This window comes from Porphyrobacter sp. CACIAM 03H1, assembly GCF_002215495.1.
Taxonomy (GTDB): domain Bacteria; phylum Pseudomonadota; class Alphaproteobacteria; order Sphingomonadales; family Sphingomonadaceae; genus Erythrobacter.
Map to the genome: position 1 here is coordinate 531,950 of NZ_CP021378.1, position 17,666 is coordinate 549,615.

Here is a 17,666-nt window from a genome sequence, read left to right on the forward strand (position 1 = left end):
CGATGCTCAAAAGCGCCCACCTTTGGATCGCCCTGAAGCTTTTTTGAGGAGGGGAGAGAGTGCCATCCTCGCGAGTGAGAAGCTATGCGAAGATGTGAAATTAGTAAAGCCATTTAAGGTTGGTGTTGGATAGCTTGATAGAGCGGAAGCAAGGCACGGTCCTTGCAGGAATGTCGACCCGTCATGAGAGCACACAAGTCATTGAGACAGCGCTCTCTCCGTCTCCCGTGGTGGTCGAATGAGGTCGCTGGCCTAGTCGGTTGTGAAGTGCGCGGGTAAGGTTGAAAACAATAAGGGGGCGCCCCGTTCCCGGAGCGCCCCATCCTTGTTCGCCTGTGGCCGACCTCGGTTGCAATGCAATCGCAGGGCCAAGCGGCCGCCCGCAGCGACGCGACCTTCAGGTCGCGTGAGCAAGCATATCGCACCCCGCTTCGGGTGCGATCATTAAAACTCAAACAGAGCTTCGATACCCACGTTCCGGCCACGCATCAGCGGTGAGAAGGTGCCGGCGGTGGGTTGCAGTCCGAACGGACGGCGCACGCCAGTCGAGGTTGAACCAGGGAAGGCCGGACCGAAGGGTACCTGTGTGTCGCCCCCTTCCTGCACCTGATCGAGCAGGTTGCGCCCGTAGATTGAGAGCGACAGCCCGTCGACCGGTGTGTTCCAAGTAATGTTGGCTTCCAGCATGCTCAAATCGTTCAGCCATCCCAGGTTGTCGTCCGTGTAGGCCGCTTTGTCGCGATATTGGTAGTTCACTCGCGTGAGGATGTTACTGCTCCCGAGGTCGAGTTCGTGGATGAAACCGGCACCCACAGTGACCGGCGAGACGCGCGGTATGCTAAGGCCGAGCGAATCCGCCGGATTACCGGTGATACCGTCGGAACTGCCGATATTGAACAATAGGCTGTCGTATTCCGCGTCAATCAGGCCGAGGTTAGCGGTGAAAACCAGCGAGTCCGACACCCGCATGCGGGCTTCGGCGTCAATGCCCATGATGGTGGCATCGGCAGTATTAACAATATTCTGAACGACGCCCGAAGGGCCTGCCGTGTTCACCTCACGCTGCATATTGCCGATCTTGGTCACATAACCAGCAAGATTGAGTGTAAACGAACGGTCGGCCGTCTGGAACTTGCCCCCGACTTCGTAGGTGTCGACCTGCTCTTCGTCGAAGCCCAGCGCGCCATCGGTAGCAGCAAGAATGCGATTGAACAACGCGACGTCGGTTATGCGGAAGTTGTAGCCACCCGAACGGAAGCCGCGGCTCCAGTGCCCATAGACCTGGCTGTTTGCGAACTCGTATTGTAAACCGAGCTTTGGCGAGACGTTGCGGAAACGCACGCGATCTGTGAAGCCGTTGCTCTCTCCGGGAACGAAGGGGTTGGTGCCCGATGTCGGGCAGGTGCCTTGGACCACCGAACAGCTTGGCCGCGGACGGATGAAGGTGACGCCTGCATCCTTAGTTTCCTGATTCCAGCGGATGCCCGCGATCAGCGAAAGATTGTCAACAAATTCCCACTGGGCGTTGGCGAACACACCGATTACTTCGTGGTTCTGCGAACCGCCGCCCCAGAAGCGCGGGGGTTGCAGGTTCACCGGCAGGTCACGGCGCAGGCTGCGTTCTTCGGTGTAGGCAAGATCTTGTTCGAACCAAAACCCGCCAACGGTCAAGTCTAGGCTGTCGAGCGAAATTGCATAACGCAGCTCGTTTGAAAATTGCTCCTGTGCCGTCTCGGTCGTTGAATGGAACAGAAAGAGAGGTGTGGCGTCGATATCGCCGAGGGTGGTGGCGTCATACTTGCGCCAGCCGAACACGTTGGTCAGTGTGCCGGCACCGATATCAACCGTCGCGGTAAGTGAACCGGTCCAGATTTCGTTCGCGTAATTGCCCGGCTCATCAATCGAGAAATCGAACGAATTTCGGTCAAAAAGAGCCCGGTTCTGGCTGGACGGGCCGTCGCCGTCGCTCTCGAAGTAGTCGAGCTTGCCGAGCAGGGTCAGGCCGCCGAGGCGGGCTTCCAGCGCGCCACGCAGGATCTTGGTTTCGGCTGCACCGTGGTTCGAATTGTCGAACAGGTTCGTGAAGTAGCCTTCGTCCTTGTTGTAATAGGCGCCGACCTTGAACAGCAGCACGTCCTCGACGATCGGGCCGCTCAGCACGCCGCTGACGGTGTAGTTGGCGCCGCCGCGGCCGCCATCGACCGGGCCGTCGACCGCCGCGCGGAACTTGCCGCGGAAGTCCTCGGTCGGGTTGCCGGTGTTGATCACCACCGCGCCGCCGGTGACGTTGCGGCCAAACAGCACACCCTGCGGGCCGCGCAGCACTTCAACGCTATCGAGGTCGAACAGGTCGAACACCACGCCCCCGTTGATGCCGAGATACACGCCGTCAACGAAGACGCCCACGGTCGGGTCGATCGAGGGGATCGACGAGTTGATGCCGACGCCACGGATCGTGAAGTTGGCCGCGCCGCGGGTCGTGCCCACATCGTCGAGACTGACACTCGGCGCTTGAAACGAGAGGCCAGCGATGTTGCGGATCTTGAAAGCTTCGAGTGTACTGGCGTTGAACGCCGTTACGGCCAGCGGCACGTCCTGCACGTTCTCGGCATCCTTGGTCTTGGTTCCGGTAACGAGAATTTCGTTGATCGCGTCGAGCGAGTTAGCACTCGTCTCTTGCTGGTTTTGGGGCTCGGCGTCCTGAGCGTGCGCGGCAAATGGGCTTATGGCAGCCGTGGAAAGCAGCAATGCCAACGAGCGTCGCAAAAGGATATGTTTCTGCATGATGACCTCTCAATTTTTGTCTGTTTTGGCTATTGCGTTTTGCGGATGCATCGCTTGGCGTCAACTGGACAGAGCTACCAATTTCACACTGTGACCAACCTGCAACATCGAGGCAGCCCAGCTGCACGCGAGACGGCGAGTCGTATGCGCGATCCTGGCGACTACTTGCCCGGGTCCGCCTTTGGCTCGGCCTGCCCTGCCGTTATTGTGCTGGGAACGGTTAGAGGCCGGCCAAGGGGATACGCCGTGGAGCTAATGGCAGACCGCGATCGCTGTGAGCATGCAGTCTTGGCAAGAATCTCTCACTGACAGGACTGATCGCTTCTGATGCAGCAGAACGGGATTTGGCGGTGGGCGGACCAGAATGTCTCAGCATTTCTTACCGGTCTGCGAAGAAAGGCGTGAGCTGAACCGCAAAGGGGGGGCATGACTAGGGCGGCAAAATTTCTGCTGCCTTCAGGAAAAAATCCGTGCGTGCTGCGATCATCTCGCGCGAGGTTGTCCCTATCACACCATAGCTGAATGCCTGCCTTTGTAGATCGGTTGAAAACAAGCTCATAAATTGATCCGCCAGAAAATCAGGAGTACCCTGCATGGAGTATCCTGCTTCTTGCCAACGCGCGAATAGCTCGCGCATTGCGTCCCTCGTACGATTAGCGGTACGTTCGAAGAATCTTCTTGCAAATCGAGGGTCGCTGACACTTCGGCCAATAACGATGCGAACGATTGCCACTACGTCAGGGTGAAGAAAAAGCTTCTGAAGCCCGTCGGCCACCTGATGCAGCGTGGGACCTGGCGCCAAGCCGGCTTCCATAGCGTCGCGAATAATTGCTTCGCCTGAGGCAGCATTTTTTAGCACCACTGCCTCGAGAAGCCCGTCTTTATTACCAAAGAGCTTGTATACGGTCGATAGGGACCCGCCCGAAAGATTGACGATTTCGGCAAGCGTTGTTTGCTCGAAACCGTTCTTGATAAACAGGTCCCGCGCAGCCGCGACGATAGCACCCTTGCGGCGCTCCAAGCGACAGTTTTGAGACCATTGCTCCATCACGGGAACCATTCGGACTTTATGTGGTAATTGACAACTGTGTAATTGATATTACACCGATTCATCCATAAAAACAGAAGCCGAAGGATCCTCTCCCATGTCGCGCTGCTTCACGGCCCTCTTGGCCCTGCTGGCCTTTGCAGGATGTTCAGGCCGGAACGATCCACCGCCGCCGCCGCCGCTTCCGGTTGAAGTCGTGACCATTGCGCCGCAAGCCGTGCCGAACGTGATCGAGCTGCCAGGCCGAGTTGAGCCCGTTCGGATGGCTGAAGTGCGCGCGCGTGTCACGGGCATCGTGCAGCGGCGGCTTTACGTCGAAGGAACCGATGTCCAAGCTGGTCAGCCATTGTTCCTTATCGACCCGAGGGAGTTGAGGGCCACTTTTGCACAAACTCGTGCTTCGCTCGAACGAGCAAAAGCCACCGCAGCCAACGCCCGAGCGGTGGTGGAAAGATACAAACCCCTCGTTGCCGAAAATGCCATCAGCAGTCAGGAGTATGATGCAGCCCTTGCCGCAGCGCGAGAGGCCGAAGCAAATGTCGCGCAGACCCGCGCCCAGCTCGAAGCGGCATCCCTACAACTGAATTACACCACAGTCCGCGCACCGATTGCCGGGCGAGCAGGGCGCGCCGAAGTCACCGAAGGCGCGCTGGTTAGCCAGACCGAGGGGACACTTTTGACGCGCATCGAGCAGAGTCAGCCAGTCTATGTAAACTTCGCCCAAGCTGCCACCGAAGTTCTTGCATTACGCCGCGCTGTCTCGAGCGGCAGATTGGCTCTTGACGAAAATGGGCGGGTTGAAGTCAGGCTGAGCTTCGCCGACGGGTCCGAGTATCCCATTTCTGGGTATATCAATTTTCTGGCGCTGTCCGTCGATGAAGAGACGGGTACCGTCGATCTGCGCGCCGAGTTTCCTAATCCAACCGGCGTTTTGCTCCCTGGCGAATTTGTTCGGGCAAAGCTGTTCATTGGGCAGTTGAAGGAAGGCATTACCATCCCACAACGTGCTGTTGTGCTCTCCGAGCGGGGTGGATCCGTATTCGTCGTCGACCGCACAGGGGCGGTGGCCAACCGCCCGATTCGATTAGGTGCGCTGATCGGGGATCGATGGATTGTCGAAGATGGCTTGAAGCCAGGCGATAAAGTGGTTGTCAGCAATATCCAGAAGCTGCGCCCTGGCGTGGCTGTAAAGCCGATAAACGCGGCTCCAAGCAATGTGCCGCGCGTGGTGCCGGCGAAGGAGCGTTGACCGATGGCGCGCTTTTTTATCGACCGGCCCATCTTTGCCTGGGTTGTGTCGCTTGGCATTCTGCTTGCGGGAGTGCTCGCTCTCAGGGCTCTTCCTGTAGAGCAGTATCCGGAAGTTGCTCCTCCTTCGCTGACCATAAACGTAGTATATCCCGGTGCCGACGCGCAAACCATCGAACAAAGCGTCACGCAGGTCATCGAGCAGCAATTGAACGGCGTAGAGGGCTTTCTCTACATGGCCTCGTCCAGCGCATCTAACGGTACAGCGAGCATAACGCTTACCTTCGAGGCCGGGACCGATATCGATATCGCTCAGACCGAGGTACAGAATCGGCTCAGCACGGTCGAAGCTCGCTTGCCCGAGGAAGTGCGGCGGCAGGGCATTACAGTTAGGCAAGCAAATGCGGGTTTCCTGCTTATTGTCGCGCTCACATCGCGGGACAAGGGGCTGAACAGTACCGATCTCGGAAACATCGCGTCGAGCCAGATCATTGACGAACTTCGCAGGGTGCAGGGGGTGGGTGATGTTACCTTGTTCGGCTCTGCCTACGCAATGCGCATCTGGCTCGATCCTGAAGCTCTCGCATCATATAACCTTTCCCCTGGTGCGGTACTCGCTGCTGTTCGAGAGCAGAACGCCCAAATAGCGGGCGGTTCGATCGGTGCACTGCCTTTGGAGAAGGGCCAGCAGATCACCGCGACTATCGCGAGCGAAGGGCGCTTCAGCACCGTTGAGGAGTTCGAGAACATCATTCTGCGCGCCAACTCCGGAGCCGCTGTGGTACGCCTGGGCGAGGTGGCGCGGATCGAGATCGGCGCTCAAAGCTATGCGACGTCAACCACGCTCAATGGTCAACCTATGGCGGGTATGGCTGTTCAGCTTGGGACGGGCGCGAACGCTCTGGCCGTGGCCGAAGGTGTCAAAGCACGGATGGCTGAGCTTGAGGCAGGTTTGCCGAGCGAGGTGAGCTGGTCGATCCCCTACGATACGACACCCTTCGTGCAGGCCTCCGTGAACGAGGTCGTCAAGACGCTCATCGAAGCGATGGTGCTGGTTTTTCTTGTTATGTACCTCTTTCTTCAGAGCGTCCGGGCAACCTTGATCCCAGCACTGGTTGTGCCGATTGCGCTCGCAGGAGCGTGCCTTGGCCTTTGGCTGTTCGGATTTTCGATAAATGTGCTCTCACTATTCGGGATGGTGCTTGCCATTGGGATCCTTGTTGATGATGCCATCGTCGTGATCGAGAATGTAGAGCGGATCATGCGCGAGGAGGGGCTGTCTCCGTTCGAAGCCACGCGCAAGGCGATGGATCAGATCACAACTGCGATCATTGGTATCACACTGGTCTTAATCGCAGTATTTATACCGATGGCATTCTTCCCCGGATCGACAGGTGGGATCTATCGGCAGTTCTCTGTCACGCTGGCTATAGCAATCTTCTTCTCAGCCTTTCTCGCCCTGTCGTTAACGCCAGCCTTGTGCGCTACCTTCCTCAAACCGATTGCGGAAGCACGACCACTTGAGAGCGAAGGGAAAAACGCCGCCTTTGCCACATCAGCAAGCGGTTGGAAAAGTTGGTCTATTCGCGCGAACAATCTCGGGAGGAGATTTTTTGGAGCTTTCAACCGCTGGTTCCATCGAATGGAGGCAAGGTACGAAAGTGCCAATACCCGCGTCCTGTCACGTCCTAAGCGTGCGATGGCGGTTTTTACAGCACTGGTCGCCCTTACCCTTCTCCTCTTTGTCCGCCTGCCAACAGCCTTTCTGCCCACTGAAGATCAGGGCTTCCTCATTACTGCTGTTCAAGCTCCTCCGGGCGCAACGCTGGAACGAATGGACGAGGCACTCAAGCCGATCACCGATTTTTGGCTGGAACAGGAAGAGGTCAGCTCTCTCGTTGTGGTTCGCGGCTTCAGCTTCTTTGGACAAGGACAAAATAACACTCTGATGTTCGCCTCTCTCAAACCTTGGGAAGAGCGCAGCTCGAACGAAAGCAGTGCAGGCTCACTTCTGGAGCGGGCAATGGGACTGTTCCTACGCAACGATAAGGCCACCGCTTTCGTCATTCAGCCACCTGCGATCCGCTCACTTGGGCAAGCAAGCGGCTTCACTTTGAAGCTGCAGGACCGTGCGGGTCTCGGCAGAGAGGCCTTGCAAGCCGCGCGAGACCAGTTGCTGGCGGCGGCCTCACAAAGCTCTGTGTTGTCAGGCCTCCGGCCGGAGGATCAGGGACCCAGTCCCGAGGTCAAGGTGGATATTGACAGGGTGCAAGCGCGGGCACTCGGGCTTTCCATGACAGAGGTAAACACCGCCCTCTCTATCACCTTCGGTTCGGCTTATGCCAACGACTTCACGCGTGACGGGAGGATACTGCAGGTCTTGGTTCAAGCAGACGCTCCGTTCCGCATGACTCCCGAGGACGTTCTCGCGCTTCGCATCCCGAACGCTGCTGGCAAGCTTGTGCCTTTCGGAGCGTTCGCTACTGCTCAATGGTCCGCCGCGCCCGCAAGTCTTGCTCGCTATAACGGCTACCCGGCGATGACTTTGTCGGGCACCGCCGCGCCTGGAGAGTCCTCAGGAACTGCGCTGGAAGAGATGGAACGGCTCGCGGGCGAGCTGCCACAAGGCATTGGATACGAATGGACCGGTATCTCCTACGAGGAAAAACAGGCGGGCGGGCAGATCGGTCTGCTTCTTGGATTGTCAGTTGTTGTGGTGTTCCTGGTTCTGGCAGCACTCTATGAAAGCTGGTCGATCCCATTATCAGTTCTGCTGATCGTGCCGATGGGCATCCTCGGCGCCGTGTTGTCTTCGATGCTGCGTGGGCTTTCGGCAGATGTCTATTTCAACGTCGGCTTGATCACCATTATCGGCCTTGCCGCCAAAAACGCTATCCTGATCGTGGAATTTGCCATTGAGGAGGAGAGGGCGGGGTGCTCCCCCCTTGAGGCAGTCAAAGCTGCCGCGCGACTGCGGCTTCGACCAATCATCATGACATCGCTCGCCTTCGCGATGGGTATGATCCCACTGGTGCTCGCGAGCGGAGCGGGGGCAGCCAGCCGGGTCGCCGTCGGTACAGGCGTGCTTGGGGGTATGATTGCAGCCACTGTGCTCGGCATATTTCTAATCCCGGCCCTCTATCTAGTGGTCCGCAGCATAGCCGGAGCCAAAGGTGAAAAGATCGCCGTCAACGACGTGGTTACATCTGGTTCACCGAACCCGCAGGAGTCGGACTGATGAAGAGAACCGCAATTCTGGCAATCGCATCCTTTGCACTTGTCGGTTGCGTGAATTTGGCGCCGGAACATGTACGGCCTGAGCTAGCGACTGGGTCAGCCTACAATCCTGAATACCGACCCGATGGGGCCGTGGTAGCATCGCAGCTGTCGTATCGTGACTGGTATGGCGATCCAAAGCTGCAAGCCTTGATCGCGAATGCCCTCGCAAACAATCGTGATCTGCTGGCCGCGACCGCACGGATAGAGCAGGCGCGGGCGCAATTCAGGATCGACGAAAGCCGCCGGCTGCCAGACCTTGTTGCGACCGGCAGCGGCAACCGGACGCGTCAGGCAACCGCCGGAAATCCGGTGTTCGGTGCCGGAGACGGAAACGCGCCAACTTCTTTCACTTTCAACCGATTTGATATCGGGGTGGGCATTAGCGCGTTTGAGCTCGATTTTTGGGGGCGTGTGCGCAATCAGAGCGAAGCAGCCCGTGCCCGATATCTGGCCGAAGTGGCGAACCAACGTGCATTCTACCTCTCTCTTGTGGCGGATACGGCGACTACTTACTTCGAGATCGTAGAAACCGAGGAACAAATCGTCCTAGCCGAGGCCACCGCTCGATCACGTCGCGAAGGGCTGAGGATTGCGAAGCTTAGGCTTCAGGCGGGCGTGACATCTGCTCTGCCATATCGCCAAGCTGAGACGCTGCTCACGCAAGCGGAACAACAGCTTGCGAGCGAGAAACTATCGCTGGCGCAACTTCGCAATCAACTCGCTGTGCTCGTCGGCGGGACGATGCCAGAGAAGCTCCCGGGTGGTCTCACGCTGGCGCAACAGGCCGACGGGTGTCGGCTTGCCGCAGGGCTGCCTTCCGAGCTTTTGTTGGCCCGCCCCGACATTATCGCTGCGGAAGAGCAACTACGAGCCGCACGCGCGGATATCGGTGCGGCGCGTGCTGCATTCTTTCCTTCGATCTCGCTCACTGGATCTGCCGGCCTGACATCCACGAGTCTTGGCAACCTGTTCAACGAAGATGGTTTAGGGTGGAGTTTTGGCCCAAGCATCTCGCTACCCATATTCGATTTCGGTGCGCGAGAGGCAAATCTTGATCTGGCCAAGGCCTTGGAAGTTGAGCAAGTCGCTGTTTACGATCGTACCGTGCAGCAGGCCTTCCGCGAAGTATCCGATGCCTTGGCCGGTCGAAGATATTTGGCGGAGCAGATCGACACATTAGAGCGGGCCATTGTCGCGCAAACTGAGATCGCTAAGGTTGCCCGAGCGCGTTATCGGGAAGGAGTCGCTGATTATCTGGAAGTGCTCGATGCGGAGCGCAATCTCTTCAGCGCGGAGCAGCAACTCCTCGCCACGCGTCGGGCGTGGCTTCAAAATCGTGCCACGCTTTTCGTCGCGCTTGGTGGAGGAGCGGTCGGAAATGGAGGTGCTAGCTGACTTGCGACGCCGTTCGCGCCCGACAATTGTGAGTGAGAGAGCTAAAGGCATTTACTATCTGCAGCAATGTGCTACCATCGAGGAGGAGGAAGGAGCACCGAGAGTGTCGGTTTCCTTTCCTCTCTCCACACCTTTGGGCGGCCTGCGTGCCGCCCTTTTTTTGGGAGGCATGCATCGCTTGCCCAATCCTCAGCGATGCTCGAATTCAATCGCTTGGGAGCGCGCATTGGCGCTGAGATGCTCAAGAACTACTTTGAGCGCGGCTTTTTGATCGGCGGTAATGCCGAACCACAATGCTGCGTGCACACTGTCAGCAGCACGCCTGAGGTCCGGAAGGATTTTCGCAACCCTTGAAGTTAATGCCAAGGACCAAGCCCGGCCGTCATTCGGATCCCGCTGCTTTTCTACGAACCCTTGGTCTGACAATGCATTAACGGCCAATCCAATTGTTGCAGGTTCAAGATCGAGCCTTTTGGCAATCTCGGATTGGTTCAATGTTGGCTCTCGGATGAGCTGAGCCAGCACACGCCACTGGGTTCGATTGAGCCCCATCCCCTCCACGCGCTCATCAAAAGCTTTTCGGGCCGCACGGCTGATTTCATCCATCACGAATAGCATATGATCGTTGTCGTTGAAGATACGTTCCAATGGGGCCGTGGCTGTTTGGTCGGTCATTTTGGGCTTCCACATCGCCGCGGTTTACTAGAGGGCTTTTGCATCTTGGGTTGATGATTATACGGCAATCCAACCGTTCGCGTAGCACGGAATTTTCAACAGCACTGATTGATCAAATAACGAATTCAAGCGCACGACCGCCGGGTGCCTCGCATGAGAGCCAGAAGGGGCTCGAATCCGCGACAGCGGAGGGCCGCGATCATCGCTGCTTTCCTCATCTTGATTGGCGGAGCCTATTGGTTCTGCCGCCACCGGACTTTTGGCCAACACCCGCATTCCACCGACAACGCCTATATCCAGGCAGAAAGCGTCATTGTATCTCCTAAGGTCGCAGGATACGTCGAACGGGTTTTGGTGACGCAGAGCCCCAGCGGCTGAGCGTGATCGTCGAAGGCCTTCCGCGCCCCGCGGCTAATCTCGTCCATCAGGAACAACATACCATCATCATCGGTGGAGATGCCATCGAGCGTGACGCTGATTGTCTGCTCAGTCAAAGATGGGGGAGGCGTCTTTGACAAATTTTTGATAAAGGACTTTCCTATTTTCCTCTCGTATTATACGGCGGCAACAACGGGGGGCTGTTACCGCAGGAGCGCTCGAAATAATGGCCGACCATGCCGATAATGTAAGTTTTACAGGGTCTAAGACGGATTTTGAGGAATCCTCGCCTGCTGCGCCCGCTCGTCCAGCTGCACCCGCGCAATCCAACCGCCTTGCCAATCCGCGCCTGCGCCGCGGCCTCATTGTGGCCGCCATCGCTATCCTGGTGGGAGGCGGCTATTGGTATTACAACCACGAAACCTTCGGCAAATTCCAGCAATCGACCGACAATGCTTATGTCGCGGCTGACAGCGTGATCGTTGCGCCAAAGATCGCAGGCTACGTCGAAAAGGTGCTGGTCAGCGAAAATCAGGCGGTGGCTATCGGTGCGCCGCTGGTTGAGTTGGATGCTCGCGATTATCAGGCACAGACCTCGCAAATCGAAGCTGAGATTGCAGCCCTGCTCGCTGGCGGTGACACGGTGCGCGCTCAGCAGCGCGAACAAGATGCTGCGATCGCGCAGGCGCGAGCGCAGCTCGCCGCTGTGAGCGCGCAGGCCGAGCTGGCAAGACAGCAGGTTGCGCGCTATCGCCCGCTCGCTGAAAGCGGGGCTGAACCGCGCGAGAAGCTGGAACAGTTGCAGACCCAGGCGCGCGAGGCTGAGGCGCAGGTTGCCGCAGCGCGGGCCGCTGTCCTTGCCAGTGAACGGCGGCTGGGCTCGCTCGGTCAGCAGATCGGCCAGTCCACCGCGCAGGCGAACGCCGCGCGCGCGCAGTTGGAGGCCGCGCGCCTCAATCTTGATTCGACCACTATCAACGCCAGCATCGCCGGGCGGATTGGCGATCTGACTGTCAGGCCCGGCCAGTTCGTCCAGCCCGGCCAGCGGTTGATGAGCATCGTGCCGACCGATCAGCTTTACGTGACCGCCAATTTCAAAGAAACCCAGCTCGCACTGATGCGGCCCGGGCAGCCGGTGACGCTCAAGGTTGATGCCCTGCCTGACGTGAAAATCGCAGGCCGCGTGGACAGTATCGCTCCGGGCACGGGCGCGGAATTCTCGATCCTGCCGCCGCAGAATGCGACCGGCAACTTCACCAAGATCGTGCAGCGCGTGCCGGTGCGGATCGCGATCGAGGCAGGCCCGGAAGTCAAGCGTCTGCTGGTTGCGGGGATGTCGGTGGTGGCAACAGTCGATACCCGCTCCGCAAAGGATGAACTTGCGGCGGTTCGCGCGCCTGCCGAGAGGTAACGGTCGATGGATGCGGCACTTCAGGGCGAGCCGGCTGCACCACAGGTCGAACGCGCCGATCTGACCGCCTGGCTGGCGGTGGCGGCGGGATCGCTTGGCGCCTTGCTGGCGACGCTGGATATTTCGATCGTCAATTCTGCGCTGCCGACCATTCAGGGTGAGATTGGCGCGAGCGGCACGGAAGGGACGTGGATTGCCACCTCCTTTCTGGTGGCGGAAATCATCATCATTCCGCTCAGCGCCTGGCTCGAACGCCTGCTTGGCTTGCGCACGCTGCTGATCATTGCGGTTTCGGCCTTCACCGCGTTTTCGGTGCTGTGCGGGGTCGCCACCGATCTTATCACGATGATCATCGGGCGCACCGGCCAGGGTTTCATGGGCGGCGCACTGATCCCCACCGCCATGACCATCGTGGCAAAGCGCCTGCCGCCATCGCAGCAGCCGATCGGCATGGCGCTGTTCGGGATGACAGTTATTCTCGGGCCGGTGATGGGCCCGCTGGTGGGCGGCTGGCTGACCGAGAACCTGAGCTGGCACTACGCCTTTTTCGTCAATGTGCCGGTGTGCGCTCTGCTGCTCGGCCTCTTGTTCATCGGCCTGCCGCATGAACAGCCCAACTGGATCTATCTGCGCGATGCGGACTGGGCCGGGATTGTGGGCATGATCCTGGGACTCGGCGGCCTCACCGTCGTGCTTGAAGAAGGTCACCGCGAAGAATGGTTTGAATCTCCGTTCATCATCCAGCTTACGATTGTCACTATCGTCGGGTTCCTGCTGCTCGCCTACGGTCAGCTTTACGCCAAGAAGCCGGTGCTCAAGCTGCGACTGATGCTGAGCCGCCAGTTTGCGAGCGTCATCGCCATGGCGCTTGCGCTGGGGATGGTGATGTATGGATCGACCTATGTCATCCCGCAGTTCCTTGCGATCATTTCCGATTACAATGCTTTGCAGACTGGGCAGGTCATTTTCTGGATGGGCGTCCCAGCGTTCTTGATGATGCCGGTGCTGCCTCTAATGATCAGCAAAATCGACATTCGCATCGCGGTGGGGGCTGGAATGCTGATCATGGCGGCAAGCTGCTTTGTCAGCGTCAGCCTGACGGCCGAGTCTGGCGGCGGGGTATTTACCGAAAGCCAGTTCCTGCGCGGCATGGGCATGATCCTCACCATGATGTTCCTCAATCAGGCAACGGTTGCGTCTGTCGCCAAGGAAGACGCCGGTGATGCCTCGGGCATCTTCAACGCCGCCCGCAATCTCGGCGGCTCCTTCGCGCTGGCAGGGCTTGCATCCTTTCAGGATCAGCGCATGTGGCACCATAGTCGCCGCATGGAAGAAGCGGTCAGCGCGAACAACCCACAGGTTCAAGACTACCTCGATCGCATGGGCGCCATGATGGGCAATGCCCAGGCCGCGCTCGAAAGTTTTGCCGGAATGCTCCAGCGCGACGCATTGGTGATGACCTATAATGATGTGTTTTTCGCCATGGGCGTGATCACGCTGGCGACAGTGCCGCTGGTTCTGTTCCTGAGGCCCTTGCCCAAGAATGCATCGCTTTCCATGCACTGAGACCGCCATGAAAAACCCCCTTCTTCTAACCCTTCCTCTCGTGCTTGTGACCGGCTGCGTAGCCGGGCCGGATTATGCCGGGCCGCCGCAAGCGGCACGCGCACTTCCCGGGCAATTCCAGCGTGCGGGCGATGAGGTCGATACCGCCGCGCCGCGGGCGAGCCAGTGGTGGACGCTGCTGGGCGATCCGGTGCTCGATCAGCTTGAAGCACGCGCGCTTGGCGGCAATCCGGGCATCGCGGCGGCGCGCGCACGGATCGAGCAGGCGCGCGCGAGGGTGCGGGCGGAGCAAGCCAATCGCTTCCCCACGCTCGGGGCCGACGCAACCGTGGCGGAGGGGCGCCTGCCTGATCTCAATCTGCAAGGCCCATCATCCGGCGCGGCAGGCGGTGGCAGTGGCGGTGGCGGAGATGACCGCCTCAGCTTCTACAACCTCGGTGCGATCGCCAACTGGGAGCTTGATTTCGCTGGCGAGCAGGTGCGGCGCAGCGAGGCGGCCAATGCGCAGGCTGCGGCAGCGGTGGCAACGGGCGAGGATGCGCTGGTGCAACTCACCGCCGAAGTCGCCCGCGCCTATGTCGCCCTGCGCGAAGCCCAGTCCCGGCTGGCGCTGCTCGAAAGCGAGCGCGATCTGCAGCAGCAGACGCTGGAGCTGACCTATGCGCGTTACACCCAGGGCGCGCTGGCGCTGTTCCCGGTCGGCAATGCCAATGCCGAGCTCGAACTGCTCAAGGCGCGGATTGCCGAGGCGCGCGCCGATAGTGCGGTGTTTCGCGATACGCTGGCGGTGCTGGTCGGAGAGGCTCCCGGCGCGCTCGATGATATGCTCGTTCAGGGCGGCCCTATCCCGCTGCCGCCGGAGCGGGTCGAGGTGGGCGATCCGGCTGCGCTGATCGCGCGCCGCCCCGATATCCGCGCCGCCGAGCGCAATCTTGCCGCCGCCACCGCTCGCATCGGAGTGGCCGAAGCCCGGCGCTTCCCCAAGATTTCCTTCCTCGGCGTTCTGGGTCTTGGCGGTTCGGAACCGGGCGATGTTCTCGACACCGGCAATCTTGCCGCGCTGGCGGTGCCGCGCTTGCAATGGAACCTGCTCGACTTCGGGCGCACCGCTGCCGCCATCGACGAAGCCAGAGGCACCCGCGACGAGGCCGAGGCGCGCTACCGCGAGATCGTGCTCGGAGCCTTGCAGGATGCCGAGCAAGCGCTGGCCCGTTTCGGCCAGAACCGCGGCTATGTGGCAGCGCTCGCGCAGATCAAGCGTCAGGCCGATACCGCTGCCGATCTCAATATCCAGCGCCATGGCGCAGGAGTAATCTCGCGCACCGAACTCAACGCCTCATTGAGGCAGCGCAATCAGTCTCAGGCTGACCTCAACAGGGCGCTGGCAGGGCTGACCACCAGCTGGATTGCGGTGCAAAAGTCGCTTGGCCTTGGCTGGGAAGAGCTGCCGCCGCCTGGATGAAAGGGCTGTGCAGCCCAGAGCTGCCCGGCGGGCCTATGCTGCAATATCCCCGGGGTGGGTGCGGATCAGGAAATCGAGGATCGCATCGCCAAAGGCATCGTTTTGATCGCCCACCACCATGTGCGTTGCATCGGCAATATCGCTGTAGGCAGCGTTCGGCACCAGCGCGCGGAAATGCGCTGCCGCTTCGGGCGAGACGAGATCGCTCGATCCGCCGCGGATGAGATGAACCGGAAGCGCCAGCCGCGCGGCTGCTTCGCCCAGTTCGCTGTGCCCTAAATCGCTGTCATCGCCGCGTTCGGCATAGCGCCGCATGACACCATCGATAAAGGCCGGGTCCCAGTGCCAGTAATAGCGCCCGTCGTCCCGCCGGCGCAGATAATGGGCAAGCCCGGAGGATGCCTTGCGGCTCGGGCGATGGGGCAGGTATTCTGCGATCACCCGCGCTGCATCGTCGGGCGAGGCAAAGCCTTCGCGGGCATGAGCGGCCATGAAGCCGACCACCCGCGCAACCCCGCCAGCCTCCATTTTCGGCGTGATGTCCACCAGAGTGAGCGAGGCAAAGCTGCCGGGTGCGACGCGGCCTTCGGCCATGATTCCTGCAAGGCCCCCTAGCGAGGCGCCGATCAGGGCGGGGGCTTGATCAAGCGCTCCGGCAATGGCCACGAGATCCTGCGCGAAATCCAGAATGTCATAGGCCCCGTCCGCCGCCCAGGCGCTTTCCCCATGCCCGCGCAGGTCGAGCGCGATGGTGCGAAACCCGGTCGCCGCCAGCATTGCAGTAACCCGCTTCCACGCCCGCTTGGTCTGCCCGCCGCCGTGCGCCAGCAAAACCGGCATACCGCTCTCGGGCCCCTCGGTCAGCGCGGCAATGGGATGGCCGCAATGGCCGGGCAGGATAATGGATGAGTTCGACATACCGCCAGCATAAGACAAGATTTCGTATGGTAAAGACCTTTACTATATCACAAGGCAGGAGATGGTAGATCGCATTGCCCATAAGCGTCCACCTGAGGCCTGACTTTAGCTTTAAGTTGAGATTTGACCCGTGTCTTGACCCGTCCCTTGCTGCGAGCAGCGAGGGAGACAAGAGTGATCGAGATGGCGCCACTAAGTGTAATCCGTCGCTGGCATCTGCTGTCGTTGCCCCTTAATTTCCGGACAGTTCCTCACTGGTTGATTGGGTGATGTATTCGCGCGGGGCGAGGTAGCCAAGTGCGCGATGTGGGTGGACGGTGTTGTAGTGGTGGAACCAGCTTGGCAGCTGGCTGATCACGGCTCTGGCGTTGGGCTTTTCGGCGACGCGGACATAGTCCCGCTTCATGGTGCGCACGAACGCTTCGGCCATGCCGTTGGATTGCGGGCTTTCGACTGGCGTCGTGCGCGGCCGGAGGTTGATCTCACGGGCGAAGCGGCGGGTCTCCCTGGCGGTGTAGCAACTACCGTTATCCGTCAGCCACTCGATGGTGGCAGGCAGCCGGTTCACGCGGCCGAAGCGGTGTTCGACGGTGGCGGTCATGAGATCGCGCACATCCTCGGCAGATATGCCGGCAGTGGTGGCAACGAAGCCCATCGCCTCGCGATCGCAGCAGTCGAGGGAGAAGGCGACGCGCACCTTCTCGCCGTTGTCGCAGCCGATCTCGAAGCCATCGGAGCACCAGCGGGTGTTGCGGGTATCGACCGCGACGCGCCCGTCGTGGCGACGCTCGTCCGCCTTGCCGCTATGGCGCTGGAGCAGCAGGCCATGGACCTTCATCACCCGGTAGACGCGCTTGGCATTGGGCGCAGATGGCCCGCCATTGCGTGCTTGCCGCCGCAGGAGCGCATGGATCCGGCGGTAGCCATAGGTCGGCAGTTCGGCGATCAGGGCCTGGATGCGCGCGACGAGCTCCTCCTCGGGCAGTGGGGGCCGACCGCGGCGGCGTGCGGCGGCCTTCCGTCTGGCGGACGAGAGATGCTGCCGGGAGACGCCGAGCGCATTTGCCACCGCGCTCACAGGTCGCCCTCCGGCAACGAGAGCGTGCGCAAGGCCGTTTTTTTGGGTCCGGCCACGCGCGAGATCGCCTCGCGCAGGATCTCGTTCTCCATCGTCTTCTTGCCAAGCATGCGCTGCAGCTCGCGAACCTGGTTCTCCAGCGCGCGATACTCGCTGGCCGCAACCACCTCGCCGCCGGCGCGGGTGGCGGTCAGGGCACCACTTGCCGCCTGCCGGCGCCAGCCAAATAGCTGGTTGGGCGCGACCCCGTGCATGCGCGCCACAAGCGACACGCTGTTGCCGGGCAGGAAGGTCTCTTCGACCATGCGGAGCTTCTCTTCCGGGGTCCAGCGCCTACGGCGCTGCACCCCTCCGAGAACCTCCGCATGCACATAGTTCCTGGGACTACTGTCGGTCATATGCCTCACTCTCACATAAGTGTGAG

The 17,666-nt window shown here is 60.1% G+C and carries 11 protein-coding genes; 6 read left to right on the forward strand and 5 right to left on the reverse strand.

Annotated features, from left to right (window positions below; translation table 11 throughout):
* Positions 1–444 precede the first annotated feature (444 nt).
* Together CBR61_RS02620 and CBR61_RS02625 are read right to left on the reverse strand one after the other, a co-directional pair.
* Positions 445–2,784, reverse strand: a complete 2,340-nt coding sequence (locus tag CBR61_RS02620) for a TonB-dependent receptor (RefSeq protein WP_088912965.1) — start codon at positions 2,782–2,784, stop codon at positions 445–447.
* A 430-nt stretch (positions 2,785–3,214) separates the two neighbouring features.
* A complete protein-coding gene (locus CBR61_RS02625) occupies positions 3,215–3,844 on the reverse strand; it encodes a TetR/AcrR family transcriptional regulator (RefSeq protein ID WP_233996817.1) in 630 nt (209 codons plus the stop codon).
* 85 nt (positions 3,845–3,929) lie between these two features.
* Between CBR61_RS02625 and CBR61_RS02630 the strand changes: the two genes are divergently transcribed.
* Genes CBR61_RS02630 through CBR61_RS02640 form a run of 3 tightly spaced genes read left to right on the forward strand, consistent with a single transcriptional unit; the run spans position 3,930 to position 9,754 of the window.
* Entirely contained in the window at positions 3,930–5,081 is a 1,152-nt protein-coding gene (locus CBR61_RS02630; RefSeq protein WP_088912966.1) for an efflux RND transporter periplasmic adaptor subunit, read from the forward strand.
* A 3-nt stretch (positions 5,082–5,084) separates the two neighbouring features.
* A complete protein-coding gene (locus tag CBR61_RS02635; protein ID WP_088912967.1) occupies positions 5,085–8,318 on the forward strand; it encodes a multidrug efflux RND transporter permease subunit in 3,234 nt (1,077 codons plus the stop codon).
* Positions 8,318–9,754, forward strand: a complete 1,437-nt coding sequence (locus CBR61_RS02640) for an efflux transporter outer membrane subunit (protein ID WP_088912968.1) — start codon at positions 8,318–8,320, stop codon at positions 9,752–9,754. The genes CBR61_RS02635 and CBR61_RS02640 overlap by 1 nt, the downstream gene beginning before the upstream one ends.
* Before the next feature lie 189 nt (positions 9,755–9,943).
* Here CBR61_RS02640 and CBR61_RS02645 read toward each other — a convergent pair whose 3' ends face one another.
* Positions 9,944–10,429: a MarR family winged helix-turn-helix transcriptional regulator gene (locus tag CBR61_RS02645; RefSeq protein ID WP_157696471.1), complete on the reverse strand. Its 486-nt coding sequence runs from the start codon at positions 10,427–10,429 to the stop codon at positions 9,944–9,946.
* Positions 10,430–11,033: 604 nt separating this feature from the next.
* On the opposite strand from CBR61_RS02645, the gene CBR61_RS02655 reads away from it, so the two are divergent.
* Genes CBR61_RS02655 through CBR61_RS02665 form a run of 3 tightly spaced genes read left to right on the forward strand, consistent with a single transcriptional unit; the run spans position 11,034 to position 15,246 of the window.
* Entirely contained in the window at positions 11,034–12,218 is a 1,185-nt protein-coding gene (locus tag CBR61_RS02655) for an HlyD family secretion protein (protein WP_088912971.1), read from the forward strand.
* A gap of 6 nt (positions 12,219–12,224) precedes the next feature.
* Positions 12,225–13,784 (forward strand): DHA2 family efflux MFS transporter permease subunit, encoded by a 1,560-nt coding sequence (locus CBR61_RS02660; RefSeq protein WP_088912972.1) that lies wholly within the window; start codon positions 12,225–12,227, stop codon positions 13,782–13,784.
* Between the two features lie 7 nt (positions 13,785–13,791).
* Entirely contained in the window at positions 13,792–15,246 is a 1,455-nt protein-coding gene (locus CBR61_RS02665; RefSeq protein ID WP_088912973.1) for an efflux transporter outer membrane subunit, read from the forward strand.
* Positions 15,247–15,279: 33 nt separating this feature from the next.
* Here the strand turns inward: CBR61_RS02665 and CBR61_RS02670 are convergent, their stop codons facing one another.
* Both CBR61_RS02670 and CBR61_RS02675 read right to left on the reverse strand, forming a co-directional pair.
* On the reverse strand, positions 15,280–16,164 hold the full coding sequence (locus tag CBR61_RS02670) for an alpha/beta fold hydrolase (RefSeq protein WP_088912974.1): 885 nt from the start codon (positions 16,162–16,164) through the stop codon (positions 15,280–15,282).
* A 232-nt stretch (positions 16,165–16,396) separates the two neighbouring features.
* Positions 16,397–17,640, reverse strand: a protein-coding gene (locus CBR61_RS02675; protein WP_233996818.1) for an IS3 family transposase whose coding sequence is annotated in 2 segments (ribosomal slippage) — positions 16,397–17,299 and positions 17,302–17,640 — 1,242 coding nt in all. Because the reading frame shifts where the segments join, the coding sequence is not laid out codon by codon here.
* Positions 17,641–17,666 lie beyond the last annotated feature (26 nt).

What these genes read in the sequence shown, in the direction of transcription:
- CBR61_RS02660 (WP_088912972.1), top strand. Translation starts at nt 12,225, where the DNA reads ATGGATGCGGCACTTCAGGGCGAGCCGGCTGCACCACAGGTCGAACGC.
- CBR61_RS02645 (WP_157696471.1), bottom strand. Translation starts at nt 10,429, where the DNA reads ATGACCGACCAAACAGCCACGGCCCCATTGGAACGTATCTTCAACGAC.
- CBR61_RS02665 (WP_088912973.1), top strand. Translation starts at nt 13,792, where the DNA reads ATGAAAAACCCCCTTCTTCTAACCCTTCCTCTCGTGCTTGTGACCGGC.
- CBR61_RS02625 (WP_233996817.1), bottom strand. Translation starts at nt 3,844, where the DNA reads ATGGTTCCCGTGATGGAGCAATGGTCTCAAAACTGTCGCTTGGAGCGC.
- CBR61_RS02655 (WP_088912971.1), top strand. Translation starts at nt 11,034, where the DNA reads ATGGCCGACCATGCCGATAATGTAAGTTTTACAGGGTCTAAGACGGAT.
- CBR61_RS02640 (WP_088912968.1), top strand. Translation starts at nt 8,318, where the DNA reads ATGAAGAGAACCGCAATTCTGGCAATCGCATCCTTTGCACTTGTCGGT.
- CBR61_RS02635 (WP_088912967.1), top strand. Translation starts at nt 5,085, where the DNA reads ATGGCGCGCTTTTTTATCGACCGGCCCATCTTTGCCTGGGTTGTGTCG.
- CBR61_RS02670 (WP_088912974.1), bottom strand. Translation starts at nt 16,164, where the DNA reads ATGTCGAACTCATCCATTATCCTGCCCGGCCATTGCGGCCATCCCATT.
- CBR61_RS02630 (WP_088912966.1), top strand. Translation starts at nt 3,930, where the DNA reads ATGTCGCGCTGCTTCACGGCCCTCTTGGCCCTGCTGGCCTTTGCAGGA.
- CBR61_RS02620 (WP_088912965.1), bottom strand. Translation starts at nt 2,784, where the DNA reads ATGCAGAAACATATCCTTTTGCGACGCTCGTTGGCATTGCTGCTTTCC.